The sequence below is a fragment of the Streptomyces sp. Ag82_O1-12 genome (assembly GCF_900182715.1).
GTDB classification, from domain to species: Bacteria; Actinomycetota; Actinomycetes; order Streptomycetales; family Streptomycetaceae; genus Streptomyces; species Streptomyces massasporeus.
On the sequence record NZ_FXUW01000001.1, the window covers coordinates 701,507 to 718,184 of the forward strand.

The following is a 16,678-nucleotide window of genomic DNA, read 5'->3' on the forward strand; positions in this document are numbered from 1 at the left end:
CACTTCCGTGGCGCCCCACACCTGCTGTCACGGAATCTCCCCGATCCGTGATGAAGCGCAACGCGGAGACGAGCCGACTGTGGCGTGTGCGCGACGAGTGGCGCGGTGACGCTCTCCGCTGCGCGACATGCGAGGATGGGACGTCCTCGCACCGGAGCCAGGAAGAATGTCCTGGTCGGAGCCGGTGCAGGGTGTGTCGGACGGCATTGAGGCGAAAGGACCGGAGCGTACGTGAGCGAGAATCAGAACCTCCTCGCGGAGCAGCGGCGATCCCTGATCCTCGACGAGGTCCGCCGCCGGGGCGGTGTCCGGGTCAACGAACTGACCCGCAAGCTCGGCGTGTCGGACATGACCGTCCGCCGCGACCTCGACGCGCTCGCCCGCCAGGGCGTGCTGGAGAAGGTGCACGGCGGCGCGGTCCCGGTGGTCGAGGCGAGTACGCACGAACCCGGCTTCGAGGCCAAGTCGGGCCTGGAGCTGACCGCCAAGGAGGACATCGCGCGCGCCGCGGCCAAGCTGGTCGCGCCCGGCTCGGCGATCGCCCTCTCGGGCGGTACGACGACCTTCGCGCTCGCGCACCAGCTGCTGGACGTCCCGGACCTCACGGTGGTCACCAACTCGGTGCGGGTCGCCGACGTGTTCCACGCGGCGCAGCGCACCTCGGGCCCGCGGCAGGGCGCGGCCACGGTCGTGCTGACGGGCGGGGTGCGCACGCCCTCCGACTCGCTGGTGGGGCCGGTGGCAGACCAGGCGATCGCGGCGCTCCACTTCGACCTGTTGTTCCTCGGGGTGCACGGCATATCGGTCGAGGCCGGCCTGTCGACGCCGAACCTCGCGGAGGCGGAGACGAACCGGCGGCTCGTGCAGTCGGCCCGCCGCGTGGTCGTGGTCGCCGACCACACCAAGTGGGGCAAGGTGGGCCTGAGTTCGTTCGCCTCGCTGGAGCGGATCGACACGCTCGTGACGGACTCCGGCCTGCCGGACGAGGCGCGCGGGGTGGTCACGGAGCATCTGCGGCGGCTGGTGGTGGCCGGGGAGCCCGAGGACGACGCAGACATCTGACGGAGCGCCAGCTAGGGTGACGTTTCCGGCATCACCCGCTCCCGTCCAGGAGGGCTGCGTCCATGGCTCGTCGACTGCGCCCGGTGGGGCTCGACTTCGTCGAGGCCGCGCCCGTCCGGCACGTCTTCGTACGGGAGCTGGCCGCTCCGGTGGAGGCGGTCTACGGGGCGCTCGAGGACGTGCCCGGCTGGGCCGCGTGGTTCCCGCAGGTGACGGCAGCCCGCCCGGTCGACGGCGGTGCCGGGCGCGACATCACGCTCACCGGTGGCGTCCGGTTCCGTGAGTCGATCGTCGCGGCCACGGCGCCCGAGGTGTACGCCTATCGCGTCGACGTCACCAACCTGCCCGGTGTGCGGGCGATAGCCGAGGAGTGGCGTCTCGCGCCGGCCGGCACCGGCACCCGGCTGCGGTGGACGTTCGCCACCGACGGTACGGCCGCGTACCGGCTGGCCCTGAAGGTGGCGCGCGGGGGCCAGGCGCGCGCGTTCCGGGACGCCGTGCGGGCGCTGGAACGGCGGCTGGCGACCTGAGGGACCGGCTTCGGCCGGCCCCGGTCCGGAAAGGCCGGCCCCGGTCCGGAAAGGTCGGCGTCTCGGCCGGACAGGTGCCTGAGTCGGTCAGGTGCCTCAGTCGGGCCAGACGCCCGTCTCCAGAAGCGAGTCGATCGCGGCCGTGTACGGCCTTGTGTCGAGCCCCTGCGTGGCCAGCCATGCGTCCGAGTAGTACTTGTCGAGATACCGGTCCCCCGGGTCGCACAGCAGGGTCACGACGCTGCCCTGCCGGCCCTCGGACACCATCTCGGCGACGATCTTCAGCGCGCTCCACAGCCCGGTGCCGGTCGAGCCGCCGGCCTTGCGGCCGATGGCGCGCTCCAGGGCCCGTACGGCGGCGACACTGGCCGCGTCGGGCACCTTCATCATCCGGTCGATCGCGCCGGGCACGAAGCTCGGTTCCATGCGGGGCCGGCCGATGCCCTCGATGCGGGAGCCGCAGTCGCAGGTGACGTCCGGATCGCCGGTGGTCCAGCCCTCGAAGAAGCACGAGTTCTCGGGGTCGGCCACGCAGACGCGGGTGTCGTACTGCATGTAGTGGACGTAGCGCGCGAGGGTCGCGGAGGTGCCGCCGGTGCCCGCCGTGGCGACGATCCACGCCGGCTCGGGGAACCGCTCCAGGCGCAGCTGGCGGAAGATGGACTCGGCGATGTTGTTGTTCCCGCGCCAGTCCGTGGCCCGTTCGGCGTAGGTGAACTGGTCCATGTAGTGGCCGCCGGTCTCGGCCGCGAGGCGGGCGGACTCCTCGTACATCGTGCGCGGGTCGTCCACGAAGTGGCAGCGGCCGGAGTGGAACTCGATGAGGCGGATCTTCTCGGCGCTCGTCGTGCGCGGCATGACGGCGATGAAGGGCACGCCGATCAGCTTCGCGAAGTACGCCTCGGAGACGGCCGTCGAGCCGCTGGAGGCCTCGATGACGGGCCGGTCCGGCCGGATCCAGCCATTGCAGAGGCCGTAGAGGAAGAGGGAGCGGGCGAGGCGGTGCTTGAGGCTGCCGGTGGGGTGGGTCGACTCGTCCTTCAGATAGAGGTCGATGCCCCAGCGCTCCGGCAGAGGGAACTGCAGCAGGTGGGTGTCGGCCGAGCGGTTGGCGTCCGCCTGGACTCTGCGGACGGCTTCTTTGAGCCAGACCCGGTAGCCGGCGTCGCTGTGGTCGACGTCGAGGGTCACGCCGGTCCGGTTCTGCTGGGGAGTGCTCACGGGGGCTCCTAACGCTGCGCGCCGACGACGCGTCGCGCGGCCGACACCACCGATCATAGACACCCGGCGCACGCTTCTCACCTGCATAAACGCATCTTTGAGCCCCCCAAAGCGCCCCCAGGGGCAGGACCCGGGGCAAGGGGGCGCGCGGTCCCGGGGGCGCATTCGCGAGTGTGCTGCGGGCGCCCCCAGGCAGGGGGCTCGCGGGCACTGGTGCTCGGCGCCGGGCGGGGGCAGACTGCACGGCGGGACCAAGGCCCCGGACGGGGTCGGCGCAGGGCACGACCGCTTCCCGGAGCAGGCTTCCGGGCACCGGCACCACGCCCCCGGGGCGTGGGACGGAGGGGCACACCGCACGGCCGGGCCGGGGTGCGGACCGGGCGGGACGCACCACCCGGAGGGGACCATGCGTCCGAACGGGGCACACTGGATCAGGACACGAGCCCGTACCGGGCACCGCGCGCAGCGGGCCGGTACGCCGACGCGCACTAGGGGGCGGGTGGCATGGGAGAGCCGGAGTTCAGGGCCACGGGCGTGCGGATCGGAAAGCGGCTGCGGTCGCTCACCCGGGCCGGCCAGGTCCGGATCAGTGACGGCCGGCTCGAGCTGCTGACCAGCTACGGCAGTGAGATCGACAGCGCGCCGGTGCAGGCCGTGCGCGCCTCCAAGCCCTGGTTCGGCCCCGATGACCGGGCCACGGCGGATCTCAACGGCAATCGGTACCTGCTCACCCTGGGCGACCACGACCCCGCCCCGGGAGAGCCGGGCCCGCCGGCCGCGCGGCGTTTCATCGAAGCCGTGCGCCGGGCAGCGGGGCGTGGCGACTGAGATGTCCGCGAGTTGCGGTACTTCACACCCTGCGTCACTCTGGTCTCACGTCACTCTGGGTTTACCGGCGATAACGCTGCGAACCAGCCCGCCGGACACGACAGCAGGCGGCAGTGTCACGCAGGCGCCCTGCTGGATCCGAATCCCGTGTTCTTCCGGACCTCACGTCGGGGAGTCGCAGCCGTGATCAGCTACCCAAGCAGGCACTGCACGGTGGAGCTCCAAGCCCTGCCGTCGCGGATCGGCCAGGTCCGCAGAATCGTATCTGCGCAGTTGCGCTACTGGCATCTCGACCCCCTGATCGACCGGGCCTCGCTCGGCGTGACGGAGCTGCTGTCCAACGTCCATCGGCATGCCCAGCCGGACAAGACGTGCACCGTGGAGATGGAGCTGCTGCTCGACCGGCTCACGGTCTCGGTGCGCGACGGGGATCCGCGGATGCCCGTGATCGACGAGGCCGAGCCGCTGGCGACGTGCGGGCGTGGGCTCGCGATGGTCGCCGCCATGAGCGAGAGCTGGGGCGTCCGGCCGGACGGCGAGTCCGGCAAGGTCGTGTGGTTCACCCTGCCGACGTCCGCCCCCGTGGTGACGTCGCCGTCGCTCCGCTCGCGGCGCACGGTCCAGGAGAAGCCGGCGCGCCGGTTCGCCGAGGTCGGCGCTTCCACCGACGGGCTCCGGCCCGACCATGCTCCCGCCCGGTCCGCCGTTGCCGGTTGACCGGGCGGTGACCACCGTCCCCTCGGGGGCACCGGGGGCGCACACCGCAGGGTGTGCGCCCGGGGCGTGCGTCACTCCGCTGCGACGGCCCGCAGCACGTCCAGGCGTGCCGCGCGCCGGGCCGGGCGCAGCCCCGCGAGGGCGCCGGCGGCGAGTCCCACGAGGGCCACGACGGCCAGTTGGGCGGGTGGCATCGCGAAGGCGAACGCACTGTCGCTCGCGCCGTCCGAGGCCCTGACGAGGACCCAGCCGAGGAATGCGCCGAGGGCGAGCCCGCCGGCCGTGCCGAAGGCGGCGACCAGGACCGACTCCCAGCGGACCATGGCCCGCAGTTGGGCGCGGGTCTGGCCGACGGCCCTGAGCAGGCCCAGTTCGCGGGTGCGTTCGTGGATGGCCAGGGTCAGCGTGTTGGCGATGCCCAGGAGCGCGATGAGCACCGCGAGGGCGAGCAGCGCGTAGACGAGGGTGAGCATCATGTCGATGCCGCCCGCCGAGGACTGCGCGTACGCGTCGCGGGTCTGGACCTCCGGGTTGCCGTAGGGTGCGGCGGCCTTCTCCACCGCCGCCGTGCCCGCGTCCGTGCTGACACCGTCCGCGAAGGTGACGGCGACGAGGGTGTCGGAGTCCTGGGTGCGGTGCGGGGCCCAGGCGGCGCGGGTGATCACGTAGTCCCCGGCGAGTTCGGACCGGCTGTAGACCGCGCGCACCGTGAAGGTCTCCTTCGTGCCGTCGGTGAAGGTGAGTTGCGCCGTGCCGCCGGTGGTGAGGTGCTGCCGGTCGGCCTCCTTCTCGGTGACGGCGATGCCGTCGGTGCCGAGTCGGCGCAGCGAACCGTCGACGGTGCCGAGGTCGAAGGTGCGGGCCAGGGCGACCGGGTCGGTGACCGTCAGGACCCGGCCCTCACCGTCGACTTCGGCGACGCCGCGGCCGAGTCCGACGGCGGTGTCCACCTCGGGCAGCTTCTGGATCGACCCGGCCAGCCTCGGGCTGAGTCCGCTGCCGCCCGCGCCGAACGAGGGGGCGCTGACGGCGACATCGCCCGCGAAGGACCGGGACACGGTCTGGTCCATGGTGGCCTTCAGTGAGGCCCCGAACACCGTGAACAGCGACACGACGGCCACGCCGATCATCAGGGCACTGGCGGTGGCGGCCGTGCGCTTGGGACTGCGCAGGGCGTTGCGCCGGGCGAGAGCACCCGTGACACCGCGCAACCGGGCGAGCGGGCCGCCGAGGACCCGTACGGCGGTGGACGAGGCGACCGGGCCGAGCACCACGAACGCGACCAGGGCCAGCACCGCGCCGGTTCCCGCCAGCCAGATCGACGGGGTCACGAGGACGCCGGCGAGTGAGCAGGCGAGGGCCAGGGCCACCAGCGCGGTGCCGGCGATCGCACGCGGGCGGGACGCGCCGGAGGTGTCCACGGCCGTCTCGCGCAGGGCGGCCAGGGGTGCGGTGCGGCCCGCGCGGACGGCGGGCAGCAGGGCGGAGCCCAGACAGACCACGATTCCGACGGCCAGGGGCAGCGCCATCGACAGGCCGGTGACCACCAGGTCGCCCTCGGGGAACGGGAAACCGATGGCCGGGAACAGCGCCTGGAGACCGGCCGCGATACCGATGCCGCCCGCGAGGCCCGCCAGGGACGCGGTCACGGCCACGGCGCCGGCTTCCACGAGGGCGGCGCCGGTGACCTGCCGGCGGGAGGCGCCCAGCGCCCGCAACAGGGCGTTCTCGCGCGTGCGTTGGGCGACGACGATCGCGAAGGTGTTGTGGATGGAGAAGGTCGCGACCAGCAGGGCGACGCCGGAGAACACCAGCAGGAAGAGCGTGAAGACGCTCAGGAACCGGCCGGAGATCATCTCGTTGTTCTCCTCGGCCGACTGCTGGCCGGTGATGGCCTCGACGTCCTGCGGCAGCACGGGCGTCAGCCGGTCGACGAGTTCCCGCTGGGGCACGCCGGGCCCGGCCCGCACCTGGATCGTCGCGGCCTCACCCGGCCGGGCGGTGAGGTACTTCTGCGCGTCGGTCATGGTCATCCCGGTGAAGGTCACCTGTGCCATGCCGTCCTCGCCGCCGAACGTGGCGAGTCCCACGATCGTCACCCGGACCGGGTCCGGGGTGCGCAGGGTCGTGGTGTCGCCGATGGTCAGGCCGCCCTTCTCGGCGGCGCCCCGGTTGACGACGACCTCACCGGACTTCCGGGGCGCGCGGCCCTCGGCGAGCCGGTACGGGTTGAGCTCCGGGTCGGTGATCCAGTTGCCGGCGAGGGTGGGCGGACCCTGGCCGCCGATCGGCTCGCCGTTCGCGCCGACGAGTTGGCCGGCGCCCTGGACGTTGGGCACGGCGGCGGCCACGCCGGGGACCTTCTCGACGGTCCTGGCCAGGTCGGTGGCGACCGGCTGCCGTACGCCCTGGCTCTCGCCGGGTGTGGTGATGGCGTCGGCACTGCGGACGACGGCGTCCGTGCCGCCGGCCGCGTCGCCGAACATCGAGTCGAAGCTCGCGCGCAGGGTGTCGCCCATGACGAGCGTCCCGGCCAGGAAGGCCACGCCGAGGAACACGGCGAGGAACGTCCCGGCGAAGCGCCGCCGGTGGGCGCGCAGGGAGGAGGCGCTCAGGCGTACGGAGGCGTTCATGAGGGCACCTCGAAGGCTTTCATCCGGTCCAGGACGCGGTCGGCGGTCGGGGACTCCATGCGGTCGACCAGGCGCCCGTCGGCGAGGAAGACGACCTCGTCGGCGTGGGCGGCGGCTACGGGGTCGTGGGTGACCATGACGACCGTGCGGGCGGTCTGCCGCACCGCGCGTCCGAGCAGCCCGAGCACCTCGGCGCCGGAGCGGGAGTCGAGGTTGCCGGTCGGCTCGTCGGCGAAGACGACCTCCGGCCGTCCGGCGAACGCCCGGGCCACGGCGACGCGTTGCTGCTGTCCTCCGGAGAGTTCGGCGGGCCGGTGGTGGAGCCGGTCGCGCAGTCCGACGACGTCGATCAGCGCGTCGATCCACTCCGGGTCGCCCCGCCCGCCCGCCAGGCCCAGGGGCAGGGTGATGTTCTCCGCGACGGTGAGCGTGGGCACCAGGTTGTACGCCTGGAACACGAAGCCCACGCGGTCGCGGCGCAGCAGGGTGAGCCGGCGGTCGTCGAGGCCGCCGAGGTCGGTGTCGCCGATCCGGGCGGCGCCGGAGGTGAGGGTGTCCAGGCCCGCCGCGCAGTGCATCAGGGTGGACTTGCCGGAGCCCGAGGGGCCCATGATCGCGGTGAAGCGGCCGGCCGGGAAGGTCACGGTCACGCCGTCGAGGGCGCGTACGGCGGTGTCGCCACCGCCGTACACCTTCACCGCGTCGACGACCCGGGCGGCCGGCGTCGTGGTCGTCGTGGCGGTCGTCGTGGTCATGCCGCGCCTCCCTTGCGGCCGAACTCCTCGTTCAGCACGGACAGTCGGCGCCAGTACTCGTCCTCGTCGATCTCGCCGGAGGCGAAGCGGCGGCCGAGTACGGCGAGGGGCGAGTCGCTCTCGACGGTGGGCCGCCCCCAGGGGCCGCCGCGGCGTCCGCGCCACACCGTGCGGCGCAGCAGTACGATGCCGCCGCCGATCACCAGGGCCCAGATCACCGGGAAGAGCAGGATCCACGGGCCGGGCCCGCCGCCGTCGCCGAAGTTCGCCAGGGTCTGCATGTCGTCCAACTCCTCGATCGCTTCGTGTGCGGTGTCGCTTTCGAGAGTCGTCCGGCGAGGGGTCCCCGGTCGTCGTACGGCCAGCGGCACTGTGCGTACCCCGCGGGGAGTAGACGGGCGGGGCTCTTCTGCTCCCCGCACGCTCGACTTCTGTAACTACTGGTATGTACAGTAGCGCCATGAGCACCCCGGAACGGCTGATCGAGTCCACCCGCGAGCTGCTGTGGGAGCGCGGCTACACGGGCACCAGCCCCAAGGCGATCCTGGAGCGCGCGGACGCCGGGCAGGGCAGCATGTACCACCACTTCAAGGGCAAGCCCGATCTCGCCCTGGCCGCGATCCGGCGGACCGCCGAGGAGATGCGTGCTACGGCCGCGGGAGTACTCGACGGCCCGGGCACGCCCTACGAGCGCATCGAGGCGTATCTGCTGCGTGAGCGGGACGTGCTGCGGGGCTGCCCGGTCGGCCGGCTGACGATGGACCCGGACGTGATCGCGAGCCCCGATCTGCGCGCGCCGGTGGACGAGACGCTCGACTGGCTGCGCGGGCGGATCGCCGGGATCGTCGAAGAAGGCAAGGCGCAGGGCCGGTTCGCGCCAAGCCTGGACGCCGGGGAGATCGCGGCGGCGGTCGTCGCGACCGTCCAGGGCGGTTACGTCCTCGCCCGCGCCTCCGGCTCCCCCGCCGTGTTCGACGCGGGGGTCCGGGGGCTGCTCTCCCTGCTGGCACCCCGGACCTCTTGAGGAGACCTCCATGCACGCCATGCAGTACGAGATCACCCTGCCCGCCGGGTACGACATGGGCATCGTCCGCGACCGCGTCGCCGGCCGGGGGCATCTGCTCGACGGCTGGGAGGGGCTCGGCCTCAAGGCCTATCTGATCCGCGAGCGCGGCCTGCGCGGCTCGCCGGTCAACGCCTACGCCCCCTTCTACCTCTGGAACACGGTCGACGGGATGAACTCCTTCCTGTGGGGCGGCGGGTTCCAGGGAGTCAGCGACGACTTCGGGCGGCCCTCGGCACGCCAGTGGACGGGCCTCGCGTACGAGGAAGGCGACGGCTCGCACGCGCGGTTCGCGGTACGGCACCGCCAACCCGTTGCGGACCGCGCGCCGTTGGCCGCATCCGTGGAGGACGCGGTGGGCGAGGCCCGGCGGCTGGCGGCGGAGGAAGGGGCCCTGTGCGCCGCCGCGGCCGTCGACACGAGCCGCTGGGAGCTGGTGCACTTCAGCCTCTGGGAGCATGACTCGCCCAAGGCGGACGGCGAGGTGTTCGAGGTGCTGCACCTGTCCGCGCCGGGCCGGGACCGGCTGGCCCGGGGACGCCGGTGGTGAGCGCGGTCCGCACGGTGCTGGGGGACGTGCCTCCCGCCGACCTGGGCGTGTGCGACGCCCACGACCATCTCTTCTTCGGCAGTCCCCGGCTGCCCGGCCAGGAGCTGCGCAGCGTGGCGGCGGCGCGGGCGGAGCTGGTGGCGTTCCGGGAGCGGGGCGGTGGGGCCGTCGTGCAGTGGACGCCGTACGGGCTCGGGCGGCGGGCCGCCGATCTGCCGCCGCTGTCCCGGGAGACGGGCGTGCACGTGGTGGCCGCGACCGGTCTGCACCAGGCCGTGCACTACGACGAGGGCACGCTCGCCGGGCTGCGGAGCCGGCTCGCCGAGGTCTTCGTCTCGGAACTCACCGTGGGCATCGGGACGTCGGGGGTGCGGGCGGGGCTCGTCAAGGTCGCGGGCGGCTTCCACGCGCTGGACGCGCACGCCCGCTGGACCATGACGGCGGCGGCCGAGGCGCATCACGCCACGGGCGCGACGATCACCGTGCACCTGGAGATGGGCACCGGCGCGCTGGACGTACTGGACCTGCTGTGCGGGGAGTTGGGGGTGCCGCCGCACCGCGTGGTGCTCGGGCATCTCAACCGCTCCCCCGACCTCGTGGTGCACCGGCAGGCAGCCGAGTCCGGCTGCTATCTGGCCTTCGACGGGCCCTCCCTCACCCACCACGCCACGGACTGGCGGATGCCGGAAGCCGTACGGGCCCTCGCCGACGCCGGGTTCGGCGACCGGGTGCTGCTGGGCGCGGACACCACCACGGCCGCCGCCCGCTCGGTGGACGGCGGCCCCGGGATGCCCTACCTGCTGCGCCGGGTGCGGCCCCGGCTCGTGCACGCCGTGGGCGAGGAGCTGGTCGAGCGCATCCTCACGGAGAACCCGGGCCGGGCGTTCGGGACCGAGTGGCGCTGACCGGCCCGGTCAACGGGTCAGCCGCCGGCCTGGTCGCTGTCCTTCAAGGAGCCCCAGCCGTGCCAGCGGTCGACCTCGATCCAGGCACTGACCCGACGGCGCTCGCGCTCCGGGTAGGGCTTGCCGGTGTAGTGCCGGGCGAGGAGGTCGATGTCGGCCAGGTCCTCGTCGTCGTACATCTCGGTGACGCGACCGATGAGGGTGACGTGGGTGTACCAGTTGTCGCCGGCGAGGACGGTGAGGGTGACGCGCGGGTCGCGGCGCAGGTGCTTCAGCCGTACCCGGCCCTCGTCGAGGTTGATCAGGACACGGCCGTCCTGCCACGCGTACCAGGTGGCGGTGGAGACGGGTGCGCCGTCGGAGCGCAGGGTGGCCATGACGCACGGGTTGGGCCGGCTCAGCAGGTCGTCGGCCTCGGGCGGCAGCGGCGGCTTGGACATGGGGGAACCTCCTAGGAGTCGGTCTTCTCGTCGAAGCTGGCGAAGTAGGCCGCGACCATGTCCTCGTCGGCGTGGCCCTGGGCGGCGGCACGCTCCATGCGGGCGGCGGCCGCTTCGGCGACGTCCAGGCGGACACCGTGTGCGGTGCCGGCCTGGACGATCAGCCGGGCGTCCTTGGCGGCGGTGCTCACGGCGAACTGGGGCGGCGTGAGCTGGTCTTCGAGGACGAGGTCGGACTTGGCGCGCAGATAGCCCATGTCGAGCGGGCCCCCGGCGACGAGGTCGAAGAACCCGTGCGGATCGACGCCGAGGGCCTTGGCCAGGGCGAGGGCCTCACCTGCGGCGGCGGTGACGGCGAGGACCCAGCTATTGGCGACGAGCTTCAGCCGCGTGGCACCGCCCTGCGCCCCGTCCTCGCCGCTCCACACGGTGCGGGCGCCGACGGCGTCGAAGACCGGCGTCACCTTCTCGCGCCCCTCGGCGGGGCCGGCCGCGAGCACGGTCAGCTTCCCCGCCTCGGCGGGCTGGCGGGTGCCCAGGACGGGGGCGTCGTAGAAGACCAGGCCGTGCTCGCGGGCGAAGGCGGCCAGCTCGGCGACGCCCTCGACGCCCGCGGTGGTGGACTGCACCCAGGCGGTGCCGGGGCGCAGGGCGGGGGCGGCCTCGCGCATCGTGTCCAGCGCGGCGGAACCGTCGTAGAGGATGGTCAGGACGACATCGGCGTCCTGGACGGCCCGCGCGGGGGTGTCGGCGATCCGCACGCCCTCGGCGGCCAGCGGCTCGGCCTTGGCCCGGGTGCGGTTCCAGGCGTGGACGGTGTGTCCGGCCCGGGCGAGGTTGCGGGCCATCGCGGCGCCCATGATGCCGGTGCCCAGGACGCTCACGGTGAGTTTGTCGGTCATTGCGTCAACTTCCTCGGTGGTGCGGTGCGGACGGACTGCCTGCGACCCCAGCCTGCCCGCTCAGCGGCGCGCCTTCCCGGAAGCGGCGCGGCCAAGCCTGATACCGGTGGGGTCAGTCTCGCCGGATCACGGCCCGTGTCCGCTCACCCCTGCGCGGTCAGCGCTCCCAACGGGTCGTCCAGGACCGGCTGCCAGGCCAGTTCCGCCGCGCCGACCAGGCTGTTGTGGTCGAGGGTGCAGGGCAGGATGGGGACGCCGCCGCTCTGGCCCCACAGGCTGCGGTCTGCCACGACCGCGCGCAGCCGGCCGGGGTCGGCGTCGAGGAGGGTGCGGTGCAGCCCGCCGAGGACGATGCGGTCCGGGTTGAGGATGTTGACCAGGCCGGCGAGGCCCAGGCCGAGGCGGTCGATGAGGGCCTCGGCGGCGGTGCGGACATCCGGGTCGTCGTAGTGGTGGCGGATCAGGTCGATGGACTGCTGGAGCAGGGACACCTCGGGGCCCGGGTCGCGTCCGGCCTCCGTGAGGAAGGCCAACGGGTCGGTCTCCACGTCGAGGCAGCCGCGGCTGCCGCAGTGGCAGGGCCGGCCCTCGGGGTGCACGGTGAGATGCCCGACCTCCAGCGCGAGGCCCGAACTGCCCCGGTGCAGGCGCCCGTCGAGGACGAGCGCGCCGCCGACGCCGCGGTGGCCGGTGGCCACGCACAGCAGGTCGCGGGAGCCGCGGCCGGCGCCGTGCCGGTGCTCGGCGAGCGCGGCGAGGTTGACGTCGTTCGCGGCGAACGCGGGCCCGTCGAGGCCGGCCGCGCGTACCTGCTCGGCGAAGATGTCCCGGACGGGCGCGCCCGCGGGCCAGGCCAGGTGGAGGGGGTTCAGGGCCAGCCCCTCGGGTTCGGCGACGGCGGAGGGCACGGCGAGACCCGCGCCCACGCACCGCAGTCCGGTCTCGCGCAGCAGCTCGGCGCCGGCCGTGACGACGGAGGCCAGCACCTTGGCCGGGTCGGCGTCGACGACCTCACAGCCGGGCGCGGTGGCGACGATCCTGCCGCCCAGTCCGACCAGCGCCGCCCGGAAACCGTCGGCGTGCACCTGCGCGGCGAGCGCGACGGGCCCGTCGTCGGCGACGGCCAGCTTGTGGGAGGGCCTGCCCTGCGAACCGGCCGCCGCGCCGGGCCGGGCGTCGACCCGGATCAGCCCGAGTGCCTCCAGCTCGGCGGCGACCGCACCGGCCGTCGCCCGTGTCACCCCGAGCTCGGCGGTGAGCACGGCCCGGGTCGGCGCGCGTCCGGTGTGCACGAGTTCCAGTGCGGGCCCGAGTGCTCCGCGCCCCCGGTCCAGCCGCGCTCTCGGAGTGCTCCCGTTCCCCGCCTGCCGGGGGGCCGCCTTCCCGCTCATGAGGGCGAGTCTCCCATGATCCGCCGGGATGGTGGCCGAGCCTGCCTGCCGGGTGGCGGGAAGCGGCGGCGATGCGTGCGGCCGGGCATCACAGGCCGCTGACCCGAAGGGTGATGTTGAGCCGGCCCGTCAGGCCCAGTGGGGGCGGTGCCGTGCCCGCGTGGACGCGTGGGACCCCGTGGTAGGCCAGGCGGGACGGGCCGCCGAAGACGAACAGGTCGCCGCTGCGCAGCTCGACGTCGGTGTAGGGCCGGGTGCGCGTCTCGGTGGTGCCGAAGCGGAAGACGCAGGTGTCGCCGAGACTCAGCGACACCACCGGCGCGTCGGACTTCTCGTCGCTGTCGCGGTGCATGCCCATGCGGGCGTCGGCGTCATAGAAGTTGATCAGTGCGATGTCGTAGTCCGGCGCGGGCCCGCCGAGGGTGTCGCGGACCGCCCGGCGGCCCAGTTCGCCGAGCCACCTCGGGAACGGCTTGACCGGGGCGCCGTCCCCGTCGGCGACGGTGCGGGCGTAGGCGTACGGGTACCAGTGCCAGCCGAGGCTGACCTGCCGGGCGGTCATGGTGCCGCCGCCGGGTGTGCGGACCGTGCGCAGCCCCGCGGGCGGCCGGGCCCAGTCGCGGCAGGCGTCGAGCAACGCGCGCTGTTGTGCGGCGTCCAGCCAGTCGGGCAGGTGCACGGCGCCGGGCGCGACCTGCGTACGGGTCCTGGGGAACAGCTCGGCGTCCATGCCTTCCATGGTGCCCGACACGTCCTGAGCTGGGGCTCGGCTAGCCTGGTCGCACGATGAACGACCGTATGACGACGCCGTGGGGCGAGCCGGCGCTGACCCGTTTCCCCGAGGACCCGCGCGACAGGCTGCGCGCCTGGGACGCCTCGGACGAGTACCTGCTGAGGCACCTGGCCGAGGAGCGGGTGCCGCTGGACGGCTCGGTCGTGGTCGTCGGGGACCGGTGGGGCGCGCTGGTCACGGCGCTCGCCGGGCACCGGCCCGTGCAGATCACCGACTCCCACCTCGCGCAGGAGGCGACCCGGGCCAACCTCGCGCGGGCCGGCGTCGAGCCGGGTGCGGTGCGGCTGCTCACCACGCAGGATCCGCCGCCGGAGCGGATCGACGTGCTGCTGGTGCGGGTGCCGAAGAGCCTGGCGCTGCTGGAGGACCAGTTGCTGCGCCTGGCTCCGGCCGTGCACGCGGGGACGGTCGTCGTCGGCACGGGCATGGTGAAGGAGATCCACACCTCGACGCTGACGTTGTTCGAGCGGATCCTCGGCCCGACCCGCACCTCGCTCGCCGAGAAGAAGGCCCGGCTGATCTTCTGCGCGCCGGATCCCGCCCTGGAGCGGCCCGGCAATCCGTGGCCGTACGTCTACACGCTGCCGGACGGCATCGGTCCCGCCGCGGGAGGCACGGTCGTCAATCACGCCGGGGTCTTCTGCGCCGACCGGCTCGACATCGGGACGCGGTTCTTCCTTCACCATCTGCCCGAGGGGCGGGGCCGCCGGGTGGTGGACCTGGGGTGCGGCAACGGCGTGGTGGGCACCTCGGTGGCGCTGGCCGACCCGGACGCCGAGGTGCTGTTCGTGGACGAGTCCTTCCAGGCCGTGGCCTCGGCGGAGGCGACGTACAAGGCGAACGGCGTGCCCGGGCATGCCGAGTTCCGGGTCGGTGACGGGCTGGCGGGTGTGCCGTCCGGCAGTGTCGACCTGGTCCTGAACAACCCGCCGTTCCACTCCCACCAGGCGACGACGGACGCCACGGCCTGGCGGATGTTCACCGGGGCGCGGCGCGCGCTGCGGCCGGGCGGGGAGCTGTGGGTGATCGGCAACCGGCACCTGGGCTACCACGTCAAGCTGCGGAAGCTGTTCGGCAACAGCCGGCTCGTCGCGAGCGACCCGAAGTTCGTGGTGCTGAAGGCCGTCAAGCGGTAGCGGCGCCGAGGGTCTGGAGGGTCCTCGCCACCGCCCGTGTCATCGACTGCCGCGCGAGGGTCAGGTAGCTGCGCGGGTCGACCGCCTCGGGCCGCTCGGCGAGGAACTCCCGGATCGCACCGGTCAGCGCGATGTTCAGAGCCGTTCCGATGTTGACCTTGGTGATGCCGCCCGCGACCGCCGCCGTAAGTTCGTCGTCCGGGACGCCGGAGGAGCCGTGCAGGACGAGCGGGACGTCCAGTGCGGCCGACAGGCGCCCCAGCAGGGCGTGGTCGAGGGCCGCCGTGCGGGTGGTCATGGCGTGGGAGCTGCCGATGGCGACGGCCAGGGCGTCCACACCCGAGTCGGCAACGAAGACCCGCGCCTCGTCGGGGTCGGTGCGGGCGCCGGGGGCGTGCGCGTCCAGCGGGGGTCTGCCGTTCTTGCCGCCGATCTGGCCCAGCTCGGCCTCGATCCAGAGCCCTTGGGCGTGCGCCCGGTCGACCGCCGCCCGGGTCGCGGCGAGGTTCTCCGCGTAGGGGAGCCGGGCCGCGTCGTACATGACGGAGCTGAAGCCGGCGTCCGCGGCCTGATGCAGCAGGGTGTCGCTCTGCACGTGATCGAGGTGCAACGCGACCGGGACGGCGGCGTGTTCGGCGGCTGCGACGGCCGCGCGGGCGAGCGGGAGCAACTGTCCGCCGCGGAACTTGACCGCGTTCTCGCTGACCTGGAGGACGACGGGGGCGCGCACCTGCTCGGCCCCCGCGATGACGGCCTCGACGTGCTCCAGGGTGATGACGTTGAAGGAGGCGACGGCCGAGCGGGCGGCTGCGGCGGCGGTGACGAGGTCGCCGGTGGTGGTGAGGGGCACGGGGTCTCCAGGGTCAGGGTTCGAGGATCACCGAGCGCGTCAGGTGGCGCGGGGTGTCGGGGTCCAGCCCTCGGGAGGCGGCGAGGGCGACCGCGAGCCGGTGGACGCGGACGAGTTCGGCGAGCGGGTCCAGGACTCCGGCGATCCACAACGCGCCGGTGCCGCGCACCTGTTCGGCGAGACCGTCCGGTGCGTCGCCCAGCATCCAGGTGGCCGTGCCCGCGGTGCTGACGCTGATGGGACCGTGCCGGTACTCCATCGCGGGGTAGGACTCCGCCCAGGCCAGGGCGGCCTCGCGCATCTTCAGCCCGGCCTCGTCGGCCAGTCCGACGGTCCAGCCGCGCCCCAGGAAGGTGAACTGCCCGCACTCCACGATGCCTTCGGGCAGCGGCTCGGCCAGGGCGGTGCGCGCGTCGGTGACGGCGGTGTCGGGGTGGAGGCCGAGGTGGGCGCGGAGCAGGGTGAGGGCCGTGGTCGCGAACCGGGTCTGAACGACGGAGCGTTCGTCCGCGAAGTCCAGGACGGCGAGGGCGTCGGCGGCCGCCTTGACCGGCGTGTCCGGGTCGGCGGTGATCGCGGTGGTGGGGGTGCCGCCCTTCAAGCGGTCCAGCAGGTCCAGGACTTCGGTCGTGGTGCCGGAGCGGGTGAGGGCGACCACCCGGTCGTAGCCGCGGCCGTGGGGGAACTCCGAGGCGGCGAAGGCGTCGGTCTCGCCCTGGCCCGCACCCTCACGCAGGGCGGCGGCGGCCCGCGCCATGAAGTACGAGGTGCCGCAGCCGACGATCGCGACCCGCTCCCTGGGCGCCGGCAGCACCTCCACGAACCGGGGCGCCTCCGACGCGGCGCGCGCCCAGCACTCGGGCTGGCTGGTCAGCTCATCCTCGACATGCGTCATACCGCAC

The 16,678-nt window shown here is 73.6% G+C and carries 18 protein-coding genes; 8 read left to right on the plus strand and 10 right to left on the minus strand.

Features of this window, described 5'->3' with window-relative positions:
* The first annotated feature begins 231 nt into the window (after positions 1-231).
* Both QOL88_RS03310 and QOL88_RS03315 read left to right on the plus strand, forming a co-directional pair.
* A complete protein-coding gene (locus QOL88_RS03310; protein WP_097214994.1) occupies positions 232-1,062 on the plus strand; it encodes a DeoR/GlpR family DNA-binding transcription regulator in 831 nt (276 codons plus the stop codon).
* A gap of 62 nt (positions 1,063-1,124) precedes the next feature.
* Positions 1,125-1,592 (plus strand): SRPBCC family protein, encoded by a 468-nt coding sequence (locus QOL88_RS03315; RefSeq protein ID WP_097214995.1) that lies wholly within the window; start codon positions 1,125-1,127, stop codon positions 1,590-1,592.
* A gap of 96 nt (positions 1,593-1,688) precedes the next feature.
* Here the strand turns inward: QOL88_RS03315 and cds1 are convergent, their stop codons facing one another.
* Positions 1,689-2,813 (minus strand): L-cysteine desulfhydrase Cds1, encoded by a 1,125-nt coding sequence (gene cds1, locus QOL88_RS03320; RefSeq protein ID WP_097214996.1) that lies wholly within the window; start codon positions 2,811-2,813, stop codon positions 1,689-1,691.
* 504 nt (positions 2,814-3,317) lie between these two features.
* Here cds1 and QOL88_RS03325 point away from each other — a divergent pair.
* Together QOL88_RS03325 and QOL88_RS03330 are read left to right on the plus strand one after the other, a co-directional pair.
* Entirely contained in the window at positions 3,318-3,641 is a 324-nt protein-coding gene (locus QOL88_RS03325) for a hypothetical protein (protein ID WP_097214997.1), read from the plus strand.
* 183 nt (positions 3,642-3,824) lie between these two features.
* The gene (locus QOL88_RS03330; RefSeq protein ID WP_179878758.1) at positions 3,825-4,358 is read left to right on the plus strand and encodes an ATP-binding protein; all 534 of its coding nucleotides are present in this window, start codon (positions 3,825-3,827) and stop codon (positions 4,356-4,358) included.
* Between the two features lie 71 nt (positions 4,359-4,429).
* Here QOL88_RS03330 and QOL88_RS03335 read toward each other — a convergent pair whose 3' ends face one another.
* The 3 genes from QOL88_RS03335 to QOL88_RS03345 are packed head-to-tail and all read right to left on the minus strand — an operon-like array spanning position 4,430 to position 8,027.
* Positions 4,430-6,991 carry an ABC transporter permease gene (locus tag QOL88_RS03335; protein WP_097214998.1) on the minus strand — a complete coding sequence of 854 codons (2,562 nt, stop codon included), beginning with the start codon at positions 6,989-6,991 and terminating at the stop codon, positions 4,430-4,432.
* The gene (locus QOL88_RS03340; RefSeq protein ID WP_097214999.1) at positions 6,988-7,746 is read right to left on the minus strand and encodes an ABC transporter ATP-binding protein; all 759 of its coding nucleotides are present in this window, start codon (positions 7,744-7,746) and stop codon (positions 6,988-6,990) included. Before QOL88_RS03340 ends, QOL88_RS03335 begins: the two co-directional genes overlap by 4 nt.
* Positions 7,743-8,027, minus strand: a complete 285-nt coding sequence (locus QOL88_RS03345) for an SHOCT domain-containing protein (RefSeq protein WP_097215000.1) — start codon at positions 8,025-8,027, stop codon at positions 7,743-7,745. Before QOL88_RS03345 ends, QOL88_RS03340 begins: the two co-directional genes overlap by 4 nt.
* A 164-nt stretch (positions 8,028-8,191) precedes the next feature.
* Between QOL88_RS03345 and QOL88_RS03350 the strand changes: the two genes are divergently transcribed.
* From QOL88_RS03350 to QOL88_RS03360, 3 genes are read left to right on the plus strand one after another with little or no spacing between them, the layout of a single operon-like run.
* Positions 8,192-8,770 (plus strand): TetR/AcrR family transcriptional regulator, encoded by a 579-nt coding sequence (locus QOL88_RS03350; RefSeq protein WP_179878759.1) that lies wholly within the window; start codon positions 8,192-8,194, stop codon positions 8,768-8,770.
* A 10-nt stretch (positions 8,771-8,780) separates the two neighbouring features.
* Positions 8,781-9,359, plus strand: coding sequence for a DUF4865 family protein (locus tag QOL88_RS03355; protein WP_097215002.1), 579 nt, complete (start codon positions 8,781-8,783; stop codon positions 9,357-9,359).
* Positions 9,356-10,264 carry a phosphotriesterase family protein gene (locus QOL88_RS03360; RefSeq protein WP_097215003.1) on the plus strand — a complete coding sequence of 303 codons (909 nt, stop codon included), beginning with the start codon at positions 9,356-9,358 and terminating at the stop codon, positions 10,262-10,264. The genes QOL88_RS03355 and QOL88_RS03360 overlap by 4 nt, the downstream gene beginning before the upstream one ends.
* Positions 10,265-10,281: 17 nt before the next feature.
* On the opposite strand, the gene QOL88_RS03365 is transcribed toward QOL88_RS03360, so the two are convergent.
* From QOL88_RS03365 to QOL88_RS03380, 4 genes are all read right to left on the minus strand, one after another.
* Positions 10,282-10,704 (minus strand): PPOX class F420-dependent oxidoreductase, encoded by a 423-nt coding sequence (locus QOL88_RS03365; protein WP_097215004.1) that lies wholly within the window; start codon positions 10,702-10,704, stop codon positions 10,282-10,284.
* Positions 10,705-10,715: 11 nt separating this feature from the next.
* A complete protein-coding gene (locus QOL88_RS03370) occupies positions 10,716-11,606 on the minus strand; it encodes an NAD(P)-dependent oxidoreductase (protein WP_097215005.1) in 891 nt (296 codons plus the stop codon).
* 143 nt (positions 11,607-11,749) lie between these two features.
* Positions 11,750-12,997 (minus strand): ROK family protein, encoded by a 1,248-nt coding sequence (locus QOL88_RS03375; protein WP_097215006.1) that lies wholly within the window; start codon positions 12,995-12,997, stop codon positions 11,750-11,752.
* A gap of 88 nt (positions 12,998-13,085) precedes the next feature.
* Positions 13,086-13,727, minus strand: a complete 642-nt coding sequence (locus QOL88_RS03380) for an alpha-ketoglutarate-dependent dioxygenase AlkB (RefSeq protein WP_097222843.1) — start codon at positions 13,725-13,727, stop codon at positions 13,086-13,088.
* A gap of 68 nt (positions 13,728-13,795) precedes the next feature.
* Here QOL88_RS03380 and QOL88_RS03385 point away from each other — a divergent pair, with 68 nt between their 5' ends.
* Complete coding sequence (locus tag QOL88_RS03385) at positions 13,796-14,926, plus strand: methyltransferase (protein WP_097215007.1); 1,131 nt, start codon at positions 13,796-13,798, stop codon at positions 14,924-14,926.
* On the opposite strand, the gene QOL88_RS03390 is transcribed toward QOL88_RS03385, so the two are convergent.
* Together QOL88_RS03390 and QOL88_RS03395 are read right to left on the minus strand one after the other, a co-directional pair.
* Positions 14,916-15,776: a class II fructose-bisphosphate aldolase gene (locus tag QOL88_RS03390; RefSeq protein WP_097215008.1), complete on the minus strand. Its 861-nt coding sequence runs from the start codon at positions 15,774-15,776 to the stop codon at positions 14,916-14,918. The two genes, QOL88_RS03385 and QOL88_RS03390, sit on opposite strands and share 11 nt — an antisense overlap.
* Positions 15,777-15,789: 13 nt before the next feature.
* Entirely contained in the window at positions 15,790-16,671 is an 882-nt protein-coding gene (locus QOL88_RS03395; RefSeq protein ID WP_097215009.1) for an SIS domain-containing protein, read from the minus strand.
* Between the last annotated feature and the right edge of the window lie 7 nt (positions 16,672-16,678).

Coding starts and splice junctions, on each gene's coding strand:
- QOL88_RS03315 (WP_097214995.1), top strand. CDS start 1,125: ATGGCTCGTCGACTGCGCCCGGTGGGGCTCGACTTCGTCGAGGCCGCG.
- QOL88_RS03325 (WP_097214997.1), top strand. CDS start 3,318: ATGGGAGAGCCGGAGTTCAGGGCCACGGGCGTGCGGATCGGAAAGCGG.
- QOL88_RS03335 (WP_097214998.1), bottom strand. CDS start 6,991: ATGAACGCCTCCGTACGCCTGAGCGCCTCCTCCCTGCGCGCCCACCGG.
- QOL88_RS03340 (WP_097214999.1), bottom strand. CDS start 7,746: ATGACCACGACGACCGCCACGACGACCACGACGCCGGCCGCCCGGGTC.
- QOL88_RS03345 (WP_097215000.1), bottom strand. CDS start 8,027: ATGCAGACCCTGGCGAACTTCGGCGACGGCGGCGGGCCCGGCCCGTGG.
- QOL88_RS03350 (WP_179878759.1), top strand. CDS start 8,192: ATGTACAGTAGCGCCATGAGCACCCCGGAACGGCTGATCGAGTCCACC.
- QOL88_RS03355 (WP_097215002.1), top strand. CDS start 8,781: ATGCACGCCATGCAGTACGAGATCACCCTGCCCGCCGGGTACGACATG.
- QOL88_RS03365 (WP_097215004.1), bottom strand. CDS start 10,704: ATGTCCAAGCCGCCGCTGCCGCCCGAGGCCGACGACCTGCTGAGCCGG.
- QOL88_RS03370 (WP_097215005.1), bottom strand. CDS start 11,606: ATGACCGACAAACTCACCGTGAGCGTCCTGGGCACCGGCATCATGGGC.
- QOL88_RS03375 (WP_097215006.1), bottom strand. CDS start 12,997: ATGAGCGGGAAGGCGGCCCCCCGGCAGGCGGGGAACGGGAGCACTCCG.
- QOL88_RS03380 (WP_097222843.1), bottom strand. CDS start 13,727: ATGGACGCCGAGCTGTTCCCCAGGACCCGTACGCAGGTCGCGCCCGGC.
- QOL88_RS03385 (WP_097215007.1), top strand. CDS start 13,796: ATGACGACGCCGTGGGGCGAGCCGGCGCTGACCCGTTTCCCCGAGGAC.
- QOL88_RS03395 (WP_097215009.1), bottom strand. CDS start 16,671: ATGACGCATGTCGAGGATGAGCTGACCAGCCAGCCCGAGTGCTGGGCG.